This window comes from Salmonella sp. K21076 (assembly GCF_039650795.1).
Classification (GTDB): Bacteria; Pseudomonadota; Gammaproteobacteria; order Enterobacterales; family Enterobacteriaceae; genus Salmonella; species Salmonella enterica.
In genome coordinates, this window is record NZ_JBCLYA010000007.1 from 74,378 (window position 1) to 86,941 (window position 12,564).

General features: G+C 51.5%; 11 protein-coding genes. 6 read left to right on the forward strand and 5 right to left on the reverse strand.

Annotation, left to right across the window (positions count from 1 at the left end; genetic code table 11):
* Positions 1–136: 136 nt before the first annotated feature.
* A complete protein-coding gene (gene pepD / locus AAYN39_RS03015; protein WP_001292984.1) occupies positions 137–1,594 on the forward strand; it encodes a cytosol nonspecific dipeptidase in 1,458 nt (485 codons plus the stop codon).
* Between the two features lie 154 nt (positions 1,595–1,748).
* Here pepD and prfH read toward each other — a convergent pair whose 3' ends face one another.
* The 3 genes from prfH to dinB all read right to left on the reverse strand — a co-directional run bounded on the left by prfH (position 1,749) and on the right by dinB (position 4,773).
* Positions 1,749–2,363 carry a peptide chain release factor H gene (prfH, locus tag AAYN39_RS03020; protein WP_000602086.1) on the reverse strand — a complete coding sequence of 205 codons (615 nt, stop codon included), beginning with the start codon at positions 2,361–2,363 and terminating at the stop codon, positions 1,749–1,751.
* The gene (locus AAYN39_RS03025) at positions 2,360–3,499 is read right to left on the reverse strand and encodes an RNA ligase RtcB family protein (protein ID WP_000528894.1); all 1,140 of its coding nucleotides are present in this window, start codon (positions 3,497–3,499) and stop codon (positions 2,360–2,362) included. The genes prfH and AAYN39_RS03025 overlap by 4 nt, the downstream gene beginning before the upstream one ends.
* A 218-nt stretch (positions 3,500–3,717) precedes the next feature.
* Positions 3,718–4,773: a DNA polymerase IV gene (gene dinB, locus AAYN39_RS03030; RefSeq protein ID WP_001226198.1), complete on the reverse strand. Its 1,056-nt coding sequence runs from the start codon at positions 4,771–4,773 to the stop codon at positions 3,718–3,720.
* A gap of 249 nt (positions 4,774–5,022) precedes the next feature.
* On the opposite strand from dinB, the gene dpaA reads away from it, so the two are divergent.
* Positions 5,023–5,763 carry a peptidoglycan meso-diaminopimelic acid protein amidase gene (dpaA, locus tag AAYN39_RS03035; protein ID WP_001225658.1) on the forward strand — a complete coding sequence of 247 codons (741 nt, stop codon included), beginning with the start codon at positions 5,023–5,025 and terminating at the stop codon, positions 5,761–5,763.
* Here dpaA and AAYN39_RS03040 read toward each other — a convergent pair.
* Positions 5,734–6,501 carry a class II glutamine amidotransferase gene (locus AAYN39_RS03040; protein WP_000333360.1) on the reverse strand — a complete coding sequence of 256 codons (768 nt, stop codon included), beginning with the start codon at positions 6,499–6,501 and terminating at the stop codon, positions 5,734–5,736. The two genes, dpaA and AAYN39_RS03040, sit on opposite strands and share 30 nt — an antisense overlap.
* Before the next feature lie 163 nt (positions 6,502–6,664).
* Positions 6,665–7,243, reverse strand: coding sequence for a D-sedoheptulose 7-phosphate isomerase (gene lpcA, locus AAYN39_RS03045; protein WP_000284051.1), 579 nt, complete (start codon positions 7,241–7,243; stop codon positions 6,665–6,667).
* Between the two features lie 239 nt (positions 7,244–7,482).
* Between lpcA and fadE the strand changes: the two genes are divergently transcribed.
* The 4 genes from fadE to pagN all read left to right on the forward strand — a co-directional run bounded on the left by fadE (position 7,483) and on the right by pagN (position 12,564).
* Entirely contained in the window at positions 7,483–9,927 is a 2,445-nt protein-coding gene (gene fadE / locus AAYN39_RS03050) for an acyl-CoA dehydrogenase FadE (protein ID WP_000973055.1), read from the forward strand.
* Between the two features lie 108 nt (positions 9,928–10,035).
* Positions 10,036–10,803 carry an amidohydrolase gene (locus AAYN39_RS03055; RefSeq protein WP_000015775.1) on the forward strand — a complete coding sequence of 256 codons (768 nt, stop codon included), beginning with the start codon at positions 10,036–10,038 and terminating at the stop codon, positions 10,801–10,803.
* A 309-nt stretch (positions 10,804–11,112) separates the two neighbouring features.
* Positions 11,113–11,520: a Spy/CpxP family protein refolding chaperone gene (locus tag AAYN39_RS03060; protein WP_000788200.1), complete on the forward strand. Its 408-nt coding sequence runs from the start codon at positions 11,113–11,115 to the stop codon at positions 11,518–11,520.
* A gap of 324 nt (positions 11,521–11,844) precedes the next feature.
* Complete coding sequence (gene pagN / locus AAYN39_RS03065; protein WP_000787614.1) at positions 11,845–12,564, forward strand: adhesin/invasin protein PagN; 720 nt, start codon at positions 11,845–11,847, stop codon at positions 12,562–12,564.

The following is a 12,564-nucleotide window of genomic DNA, read 5'->3' on the forward strand; positions in this document are numbered from 1 at the left end:
GCCTCTTTTTGTATGCTTTATACTACCCGCAGGCGGAGAAAGTGGTATTCTCAGTCGCATCTCGTAAGAGTTATTAATTCCGCTAACCCTGTGGCCTGTAAGAACGTTTTTCAGACCACCGCCAAGGAGACTTATCGTGTCTGAACTGTCTCAGTTATCACCACAACCTTTGTGGGATATTTTTGCCAAAATCTGTTCTATTCCTCACCCGTCCTATCACGAAGAGCAACTCGCGGAACATATTGTGAGTTGGGCCAAAGAGAAAGGCCTTTACGTGGATCGCGACCAGGTCGGTAATATTCTGATCCGTAAGCCCGCCACTGCAGGTATGGAAAATCGCAAGCCGGTCGTTTTACAGGCGCATCTGGATATGGTGCCGCAAAAAAATAGCGACACCGTTCACGACTTCACTACAGATCCCATCCGGCCTTATATTGATGGCGAATGGGTTAAAGCGCGCGGTACTACGCTCGGCGCCGACAATGGTATTGGAATGGCTTCTGCGTTAGCGGTACTGGCTGACGATAATGTCGTCCATGGCCCGCTGGAAGTGCTGCTGACCATGACCGAAGAAGCGGGCATGGATGGCGCGTTCGGCCTCCAGTCCGGCTGGTTGCAGGCTGACATCCTGATCAACACCGACTCTGAAGAAGAAGGTGAGATCTATATGGGCTGCGCAGGCGGCATCGATTTTACCTCTAATCTGCCGTTGACCCGTGAAGCTGTACCCGCAGGATTTGCATGCTTTAAGCTAACCCTGAAAGGTCTGAAAGGCGGCCACTCCGGTGGTGAAATTCACCTCGGCCTTGGCAATGCCAACAAATTGCTGGCGCGTTTTCTGGCCGGGCACGCAGAAGAACTGGATCTGCGTCTGATCGATTTCAACGGCGGCACGCTGCGTAACGCGATTCCGCGCGAAGCGTTCGCTACCCTCGCCGTTGCCACAGACAACGTAGGCGCTCTGAAAACATTAGTGAACGCTTACCAGGATATTCTGAAAAACGAACTGGCGGAAAAAGAGAAAAACCTGACGCTGCAACTCAATGAGGTTGCCAGTGATAAAGCCGCATTGACCGCGCCGTCACGCGATACCTTTGTGCGCCTGCTGAACGCAACGCCGAACGGCGTGATCCGCAATTCAGACGTGGCGAAAGGCGTAGTGGAAACATCGCTGAACGTTGGCGTGGTCACAATGTCTGATGCGAATGTCGAAATTCACTGCCTGATTCGCTCTCTTATCGACAGCGGTAAAGATTATGTGGTGAGTATGCTGGATTCGCTGGGCAAGCTGGCTGGCGCGAAAACCGAAGCAAAAGGCAGCTATCCGGGCTGGCAGCCCGATGCGAACTCGCCGGTCATGCACCTGGTGCGGGAAACCTATCAGCGTCTGTTCAACAAGACACCGAACATCCAGATTATCCACGCCGGCCTGGAATGCGGTCTGTTTAAGAAACCCTATCCGGATATGGACATGGTTTCTATTGGGCCTACCATTACCGGACCTCACTCTCCGGATGAGCAGGTACATATCGAAAGCGTGGGCCACTACTGGACTCTGCTGACCGAATTGCTGAAAGCGATTCCTGCGAAGTAAGAAAGCGCTAAAATGCCCGTCTCATTTCTGGACGGGCTATCAATATGGAATATCGGGTATCCATTGCCAGATAAGCTCTCCTGGATGCGCTGAATAGCGCTGCGGCTACACGCGAATAGCCAGACAGCCCTATAACAGCGCTGGTAGCACCGAATTATTGTGGCGTAAACGCCATTCCTTTAAATATCCGTAGCGGATTGCCGCGCTCAATCTGATGATGGAACAGACGCCTTTCAGACTTCAACGCCGCACACTCATTTTGCCGTTGCTGTTCCAGCCGCCAGGCAATCAGCAGCCGGGCCAGACGCTTATTCGCATGTTGACTGCGCTCCGACTGAACCTTCACGCTAATCCCGCTCGCCAGGTGCGTGGCCCGCACTGCCGAGTCGGTTTTATTAACGTGCTGCCCACCCGGGCCGGAAGAGCGCAGAGTCTCGAAACGAATCTCATCAGACTGTATGTGCTCGTCGGCGGAAAAGCGCCCAATGCCGACGTACCAGTTTTTTCGCCCATGGTGCGGGCGATACGGGCTGGTACAAATCCACAGTAACGTGCCGCACCAACGTTCACTGAAAGCCATGGCTTTTTCGCCGTCCAGCGAGACCAGCGCAGAACGCAGCGTGTCTGGTAATCGTCCCGGCTCTGTTTCAAGCCGTGTCAGCGATACCTTTTCTCTGGCGGCTTCTTTCGTCAGACAATCCAGCGCTTTTTTTACCGCCAGACAACACTCGTCCGGTCCCTGCGCAGAAGAAAGTTGCAGTAAGATCATGCGCTTTTCTCCCCTGAGGTTTTCAGCGTCAGCACCGGACGCAGGCAGGCAACTGGCGTAATCAGTCCGGCGTCTGCCAGACAATCCACAACGCTATCGATGGATTTATACGCCTGCGGCGCTTCTTCATAAATGAGCTGGCGATCGCGGCAAATCACCCGGCTACCCATCCCAGTACGGCAGAGCTGTCGCGGGGTAAATTTTGCCGATAACCGGTCTTTACACTCGGTACGCATCCATTTGCGCCCCGCGCCGTGCGCCAGGGAGAAGAGGCTCTCCTCGCTGACGACGGGTTTCACCAGCCAGCTATAATCGCCGCGCGAGCCGGGGATAATCACCAGTCCCTGCCCATCTGGCGTAGCGCCTTTACGGTGCAGCCACCCCGCCTCACCCGCGACAGTACAGGGTTCAACGAAGTTATGCGCCACATCCAGCCGCGGTTCGCCCTCAGCCCTGAGCTGTTGCAGTATCCGGCGGGCAATCAGCGCGCGATTACTGCGGGCAAATGCCAGCGCATCGTCATGTTCTGCAAGGTAGTGGCGCGCATCGTCGCTATCTTCCGGCAAACCGTTATGCGAAAACGCCTCCACATGACGACGCAGGATAGCTTGCCCCAGACCGCGTGAACCACTGTGTACCAGCAGTAATAACTGCGCTTTTTGCAACCCCGACAAAGCGAACGAATCAGCATCGACGATGCGATCGACCTGCTGCAGCTCGGCAAAATGATTGCCGCCGCCAATGGAACCCAGCGCAGAGCGCCACGAATGATGCTGCATTACGGCGGGGACATTCTCCTCCAGCCACTGCGCGTCCGCCACGTCAGGCAGCGACGCCAGCCGCTTCTCCAGTTTATCGGCGTTATATTTACGCCCTAAAATATCCGTTTGCCATAACGCCATGCCGCAGCCGATATCGTTGCCGACCAGCGCCGGATAAAAACGTCCACGCGAGAAAAAGGCTGCGCCAATAGGATAGCCGCGCCCCGGATGCAGATCTGGCATCCCGATAACGCGTTTCATACCGGTTAACTTAGCCGTCGTATATAATTGTTGGATCGCGGAATCTTCGATCCACAGGTTATCCGATGCGATAGAAAATACCACATCTGATAAAGGACGAATATAATTGCCCATATACCATTCCATATATGAATTAAAAAATCAGGAAATGGCAGACTAATCCAGGGCAATAAAAGAAAATTAATCCTGGAAAGGTCTGCAAAGTGCGTTCAGAGAATAAAGTGTCATGATGAACCTCCTTTGCAGTTATTGAGAATGAGAAAACGCGGGTATAGTAATACTGAAATTTAGATGGCGCAATCGTAATAGTGATAAAATCTTAATAGCCTGACTTATAACCCTAACACCAACTGTCGTTCCAACTGAGGGTCGAGCAGCGTTACGTGTAGCCCCACCAACCGTACGCCGCGCTCGCCGCGACGCTCGTCCCAGGTTTTACGGGCGGTGGTAATTAAGTCTTCTTTATTTAATTGCGGCCAGACATGTTCCTGAGTGGTTTGCTGAAAATCATTAAATTTTAATTTAACGCCCTGTCGGGCAATCAGTAAATCGGGCTTTACTATAGCCAGACGACGCTCCAGTTCCGGATATAAATGTTCAATAATGGCCTCGCAGTCCGACCATTCATGAATATCCTCCGCCAGAGTACGCTCAACGCCTACCGATTTACGCAGCCTTTCGCTGTTAACATCACGCTCGTCAATACCCTGACTACGCTCCCATAATACCCGGCCAAATTTACCAAAGCGTTTGAGAAGCATCGCCAGATCGCACTGTTGAATATCCCCGCAGGTTCTTAACCCCATATTTTCCAGTTTGGCGGCGGAAACTTTCCCCACGCCTGGAATTTTGGCTAACGGCAACGTTTTAAGAAAGTCGGGTACATCGGCTGGCGTAATAACATATTGTCCGTTCGGTTTATTGAGATCGGAGGCGATCTTCGCCAGAAATTTCACTGGCGCAACGCCGGCGGAGGCGGTGAGTTGCAGTTCATTGAAAATAGTCTGACGAATCTCCCTGGCGATCAGAGTTGCCGAACCATAACAGTGCGGGCTGTCAGTCACATCCAGCCAGGCTTCATCCAGCGAGAGCGGTTCAATCAGTGAAGTGTAGCGGGAAAAGATGTCACGTACATGCCGCGAAGCCTCTTTATAGGCGTCAAAGCGGCCAGGCAGTAAGGTGAGATGGGGGCACAGCTTTAGCGCCATGGCAGTCGGCATCGCGCTGCGTACGCCAAACTGGCGCGCAGGATAGTTGGCGGTACTGATAACGCCTCTTCGCTCACGACTCCCGCCAATGGCAATGGGGATATCGCGTAACGCCGGATTATCACGCATCTCTACCGCGGCAAAAAAACAGTCCATATCAACATGTATGATTTTGCGCATCGCTCGCCCCCACAATACTGTTTAAGTGTACAGTATGTTTTATTGCGCGCAAAGAGACATTCGCGTTAAAAATGCGACATATTCGAAGGTATGACGACGAAAGCGGCGGGAAAATTGTAAACGTACACACGGGGACTTGCGAAAAACTGCCGTGGTGCTAATGTGAGCGCTCCAAATCCAGATTACTCCGATTTGGGGACTCTTTTGCCGTTCTGGCGTGTGTAACCGTTTTATCAAGGAACAAGCAGTATGCGTAAAATCGCATTTTTTCTTGCGATGCTTCTGATGCCGTGCGTCTCATTTGCCGGTTTGCTGAGCAGCAGCAGCCCCGTCACGCCGGTCAGTAAAGAGTATAAGCAGCAGTTAATGGGCTCACCGGTCTATATTCAAATTTTTAAAGAAGAGCGCACCCTTGATCTCTACGTCAAAATGGGTGAGCAATACCAGTTGCTTGATAGCTACAAAATTTGCAACTATTCCGGCGGGTTAGGCCCGAAACGCCGTCAGGGCGATTTTAAAAGTCCGGAAGGGTTTTACAGCGTTCAGCGTAATCAACTCAAGCCAGACAGCCGTTTTTATAAGGCCATCAACATTGGTTTTCCCAATGCCTACGATCGCGCGCATGGCTATGATGGTAAATATCTGATGATTCACGGTGCCTGTGTTTCCGTCGGCTGCTATGCCATGACCGACAGCGGCATTGATGAGATTTTCCAGTTTGTCACCGCCGCGCTGGTCTTTGGTCAGCCAAGCGTACAGGTGAGTATTTATCCGTTCCGGATGACCGACGCCAATATGCAGCGTCATAAATATTCATATTACAAAGATTTCTGGGCGCAGCTAAAACCCGGCTACGATTATTTTGAACAGACGCATAAGCCGCCAACTGTTTCTATCGTTGATGGACGTTACGTCGTGAGCAAACCGTTGAGTCACGAAGTCGTTCAGCCACAGCTGGCCTCAAATTATACGCTCTCCGAGGCAAAATAACGCCCATTCGCCTGGCATAATCTTTTGCCAGGTTTCATTCCCCGTTAGCGGCTGGGTAGCAATCACGGTAACCACGTCATTTGGCGTGGTCTGTGAACTGAAATCAATTTCCATATCCTGATCCACCAGCGTGGCTACGCCAAACGGCGCCCGGCGAGTGATCCAGTGCAAATGGGTTGAGCAAAACGCCATCACATATCGCCCATCTGACAGCAGCATGTTAAAAACGCCTTTTTCACGTAATACCGTCGCCAGTGTCGCAATATATTTAAATACCGCTGTCATGTTGCCCGGCGTGCGGGGATAACGCTGCGTTAATTTATGCAATAGCCAGCAAAACGCTTTTTCGCTGTCGGTTTCCCCCACCGGACGAAAATTACCGGTTTCCAGCGACTTATAACCGTTGAGCTGACCGTTATGAGCATAAGTCCAGTTGCGTCCCCATAATTCCCGGGTAAAAGGGTGTGTATTTTCCAGCGCTACTTCACCGCGATTAGCCTGACGGATATGAGCGATAACCGAGCAGGACTTGATCGGGTAATTCTGTACCAGTTTCGCAATCGGCGAATGGTAGCTCGGTTGCGGATCTTTAAACGTGCGACAGCCCTTTCCTTCGTAAAAGGTAATTCCCCAGCCGTCTTTATGCGGCCCGGTTCCGCCGCCACGCTGCACCAGTCCGGTGAAGCTAAAGCAGATATCCATCGGCACATTGGCGCTCATCCCAAGCAGTTCGCACATACATCACCTACCTTAAAACGGTTAATTGCCTGATAAGACCAGCAAAGCACAGCTCGTAGGCCGGATAAGACGCTTGCGTCGCCATCCGGCACAATGCCCGATGGCGCTTCGCTTATCGGGCCTACTCGTTCCAGGCCCGATAAGACCGGCAAAAATTATCGGCTTATTTAACCATCTCTTTTTCGATCAACTGAATCAGGATATGAATCACTTTGATATGAATTTCCTGAATACGATCGGCATAACCGAAGTGCGGTACGCGAATTTCAATATCCGCCGTTCCCGCCATTTTGCCGCCGTCTTTGCCGGTCAACGTAATCACTTTCATGCCTTTTTCACGGGCCGCGGCAATCGCTTTAATCACGTTACCAGAGTTACCCGACGTCGAGATCCCTAACAGGACATCGCCTTCGCGCCCTACCGCCTCAACGTAACGAGAGAAAATATAGTCATAGCCAAAATCATTACTGACGCAGGATATATGGCTAACATCAGAAATCGCAATTGCCGGGTAGCCCGGACGATTTTCACGATAACGACCTGTCAGCTCTTCAGCAAAGTGCATCGCATCGCAATGGGAGCCGCCGTTACCGCAGGAAAGTACCTTACCACCCGCTTTAAAACTGTCAGCCAACAGGACCGCCGCGCGCTGAATGGCGTGAATATTGGCGTCATCTTTTAAAAAATTAGCCAGCGTTTCCGCCGCTTCGTTCAGTTCGTTACGAATAAGATCCTGGTACATGAGGATATCCTTCAGCATGAATGTAAATGACAGTATGCAGTGTACCGGATAGCAGTACAGGCGAGAAGCATAAGCCGAATTAACGCCTCACGCTTTTGATTTTTCGTGCCCCCAAAAACGGCAACAATGTGAGCTTTGTTGTAATTATTTTGTAAACACATTGCTAAAAGATTTTACATCCACTACAACCTAATCATCACAAGTGGTCAGACCTCCTACAAGCAAGGGAGCTTTTCGTTATGATGATTTTGAGTATTATCGCTACGGTTGTTCTGCTCGGCGCATTGTTCTATCACCGCGTGAGTTTATTTCTCAGCAGCCTGATTCTGCTCGCCTGGACCGCCGCACTTGGCGTCGCTGGCCTGTGGTCCATCTGGCTGTTGGTTCCTCTGGCCATTATCCTCGTGCCGTTTAACCTCACACCGATGCGAAAATCAATGATTTCCGCACCGGTGTTCCGCGGCTTCCGTAAGGTCATGCCGCCGATGTCGCGCACTGAGAAAGAAGCGATTGATGCCGGTACAACCTGGTGGGAAGGCGATCTGTTCCAGGGCAAGCCTGACTGGAAAAAACTGCACAACTATCCGCAACCGCAACTCACTGCCGAAGAGCAAGCGTTTCTCGACGGCCCGGTAGAAGAAGCGTGCCGGATGGCGAACGATTTCCAGATTACCCATGAACTGGCGGATCTGCCGCCGGAACTGTGGGCTTACCTGAAAGAGCATCGTTTTTTTGCGATGATCATTAAAAAAGAGTACGGCGGGCTGGAGTTCTCCGCTTATGTGCAGTCCCGTGTACTGCAAAAACTGTCCGGCGTCTCCGGGATTCTGGCTATCACCGTCGGCGTTCCAAACTCACTCGGCCCTGGCGAGCTGTTGCAGCACTATGGTACGGAAGAGCAGAAGAATCACTATCTGCCGCGACTGGCGCGCGGCCAAGAAATCCCCTGCTTTGCGCTGACCAGCCCGGAAGCAGGTTCTGATGCAGGCGCTATTCCGGATACCGGCGTGGTTTGCATGGGCGAATGGCAGGGCCAGCAGGTGCTGGGTATGCGTCTGACCTGGAACAAGCGTTACATTACGCTGGCGCCGATAGCTACCGTGTTGGGCTTGGCGTTTAAGCTTTCCGATCCGGATAGATTGTTAGGCGGAGAAGAAGAGCTGGGTATTACCTGCGCCCTGATCCCCACCTCAACGCCGGGTGTGGAAATTGGTCGTCGTCACTTCCCGCTTAACGTTCCGTTCCAGAATGGCCCAACCCGCGGTAACGATATTTTCGTGCCTATTGATTATATTATCGGCGGCCCCAAAATGGCCGGACAGGGCTGGCGTATGCTGGTGGAATGTTTGTCGGTAGGACGCGGTATTACCCTGCCGTCCAACTCCACTGGCGGGGTGAAATCCGTCGCGCTGGCAACCGGCGCCTATGCTCACATTCGTCGTCAGTTCAAAATTTCTATCGGCAAGATGGAAGGTATTGAAGAACCGCTGGCGCGTATTGCAGGTAACGCTTATGTGATGGATGCCGCCGCATCGTTAATCACCTACGGCATTATGCTAGGCGAAAAACCGGCGGTACTGTCGGCTATCGTGAAGTACCACTGCACCCACCGCGGCCAGCAGTCCATTATCGACGCGATGGATATCACTGGGGGTAAAGGCATTATGCTGGGCGAGAGCAACTTCCTGGCGCGTGCTTACCAGGGCGCGCCTATCGCGATCACCGTGGAAGGCGCGAATATCCTGACCCGTAGCATGATGATCTTTGGTCAGGGCGCCATTCGCTGCCATCCTTATGTACTGGAAGAGATGGCCGCAGCGCAGAATAATGATGTGAATGCCTTTGATAAACTGTTGTTTAAACATATTGGCCATGTCGGCAGCAATACCGTCCGCAGTTTCTGGCTTGGCCTGACCCGCGGATTAACGAGCCATACGCCAACCGGCGACGCCACGAAGCGTTATTACCAGCATCTGAACCGACTGAGCGCAAACCTGGCCCTGCTGTCCGACGTGTCAATGGCGGTACTGGGCGGCAGCCTGAAACGCCGCGAGCGTATCTCCACGCGTCTGGGCGATGTGTTGAGTCAGCTTTATCTGGCCTCAGCCGTACTGAAGCGTTACGACGACGAAGGCCGCCACGAAGCCGACCTGCCGCTGGTGCACTGGGGCGTACAGGATGCGCTGTATCGTGCTGAACAAGCGATGGACGATCTGCTGCAGAACTTCCCGAACCGCGTCGTGGCCGGATTGCTCACCGCGATGATCTTCCCGACTGGCCGTCATTATCTGGCGCCGTCTGATAAGCTGGATCACGCCGTGGCGAAGATCCTACAGGTGCCGAACGCCACACGTTCACGTATTGGGCGCGGTCAGTATCTGACGCCCGCCGAACATAATCCGGTCGGTTTACTGGAAGAAGCGCTGCGTGATGTCATCGCTGCCGACCCTATCCACCAGCGCATCTGCAAAGAACTGGGTAAAAATCTGCCGTTTACTCGTCTGGATGAACTGGCGCGCAATGCGCTGGCGAAAGGGCTTATAGATAAAGATGAAGCCGCCATCCTGGCGAAAGCGGAAGAGAGCCGCCTGCGCAGTATCAACGTTGATGATTTTGAACCTGAAGCGCTGGCGACCAAACCGGTAAAGCTGCCGGAGAAAGTGCGTAAAGTCGAAGCCGCATAATCAGTCTCGTGTCTTTCCTGCCCCGCTTTCGCGGGGCTTTTTCTTGCCGCTTTTTTATTATTGCTCATGCTACAGTGTAAAGACGCTGTTCAATGAGGAGCTCCGATCGTGTCTGGTTTGAAAATTACTCTGTTGCAACAACCTTTAGTCTGGATGGACGGCCTGGCAAACCTGCGTCATTTTGACAGACAGCTAGAGCTCGTATCTGGCCGGGATGTGATTGTTCTGCCTGAAATGTTTACCACCGGCTTCGCGATGGAGGCCGCTAATAACTCACTTTCGCAAGATAGCGTGATTACGTGGATGCAGGCCAAAGCCCGACAAACTGACGCTCTGATTGCCGGCAGCGCGGCGCTACAAACTGAGCGCGGCGCCGTAAATCGCTTCTTACTGGTTGAACCGGAAGGCAAAGTTCATCTCTATGATAAGCGCCATCTGTTTCGTATGGCGGATGAACATCAACATTATGCCGCAGGCGATAAACGCATCATCGTGCAGTGGCGCGGTTGGCGCATCCTGCCGTTGATCTGTTACGATCTGCGCTTTCCGATATGGTCGCGCAACCGCAATGATTACGATCTGGCGCTGTATGTAGCGAACTGGCCCGCGCCGCGCTCGCTACACTGGCAAACATTACTGACGGCGCGCGCTATTGAAAATCAGGCTTATGTCGCAGGCTGCAACCGGGTTGGCACCGATGGCAACGGGTTACATTATCGCGGCGATAGCCGAATCATTAATCCCCAGGGCGACATTATCGCCACCGCCGAACCACACCAGGCGACACGTATCGATGCAGATCTTTCTCTCGTCGCCTTGCAGGACTATCGCGAAAAATTTCCAGCCTGGCGCGATGCCGATCCATTCACCTTGTAAGCAACCTGCCGCTCACCGCGGCGGGATTGTTTCACTCCGTAACTCTCCGTAAAACAAATTCGCGTGGCGTAATGTGGCAGGCAACGTATTCTGACTAAGAGCCTATCCCACCAGGCGTTATTGGCGCAGTCAGTTTGGACACGGACAGCGCGCAAAAACCGGAGCGTACACGTAGTACGTGAGGATTTTGAGCACTGCCCAGGTCCAAAATGGCAAGTAAAATAGCCCTAATGGGATAGGCTCTAAGATAATTGCTCGCCATTCGTGGGTAATAAAAACGGTTAATCACTCCCTTATCAGGATATCTTCATGAAAAACTTTGTACGCACAACTTTACTGGCAGCGACTCTGGCGGGCGTTTCTTTTGGCGCTTTCGCCACCGCTGTTCCCAATCCTCCCCTGCCCGCCCAGGATCCTATTGTCCAGCATCTGAAGCTGACAAACGATCAGATTACCCGGATCAAAAAACTTCACCAACAACTGGAAACCGACGTCAGTCAGATTTCTATGAAGGGAATTAAAGACGGTGCGCTGATAGAGGTGATTAAATCCGGTAAATGGGATGACGCCGCCGTAAAACAGCAGCTTGCAGCCTTCAGTAACATAGAACAACAGGCTCGCTATTATCGGGTTAAATATTATTTTGATTTAAGCAAAGTCTTAACACCAGAACAGCGTCAACAGGTACAACAAGATCTCGCCCAAGCACTTGAGTAAATATTTTTGCCCGTTATTCCTGGATAACGGGCTTTATCCAGGTCGGGTACAAATTCATCTTTTTCTTACAGCATCGCACCATCTCACACTACCCGTTACACAACGTAGAAGTGAAACCGTACGTGGGGCAATTTGGCGAGGAGATGGATTTCCATACCGACGATTATCGTATTGTTATTTAAAATCTTCATCTCATTTTTTACCCGCTTACAGAAAACCCAGCGTTACAATAGACCGTTTTTTGGGCTTCGTTTATGTAATCGTTATATCACACCCTATACCGTGAAACTTGTCTTTTAGCCCAATATTAAGGCAGGTTCTGAAATGAAAAACTTTTTCGCAGTCTGCATCATTCCCCTTGTGGTAACCTGGTCCGCTACTGCATCAGCAAAAGAAGGGATCTATATCACCGGGAAAGCGGGGACATCCGTAGTCAATGTCTATGGAATCAACTCAACCTTCAGCCAGGAGGAGATAGTCAATGGTCATGCAACGTTACCTGACCGTACCAAAGGCGTTTTTGGCGGCGGGGTTGCTATCGGTTATGACTTTTATGATCCATTCCAGCTTCCAGTACGTTTAGAACTGGATACCACTTTCAGAGGTGAGACGGATGCTAAAGGCGGGCAGGATATTATTGCATTTGGTCAGCCAGTACACATAAATGTAAAAAATCAGGTCCGAATGACCACTTACATAGTTAATGGTTATTATGATTTTCACAATAGTACGGCATTTACACCCTATATCAGCGCAGGCGTTGGCCTCGCTCATGTGAAGCTAAGTAATAACACCATTCCTGTTGGTTTTGGTATTAATGAAACTCTGTCTGCTTCAAAAAATAACTTTGCCTGGGGCGCAGGTATCGGTGCAAAATATGCTGTAACAGATAATATTATGATTGACGCCAGTTATAAATACATTAATGCAGGCAAAGTGAGCATTTCAAAAAATCACTATGCTGGTGATGAACATACCGCTTATGATGCAGACACAAAGGCTGCCTCCAATGACTTCATGCTCGGCATTACTTACGCCTTTTAA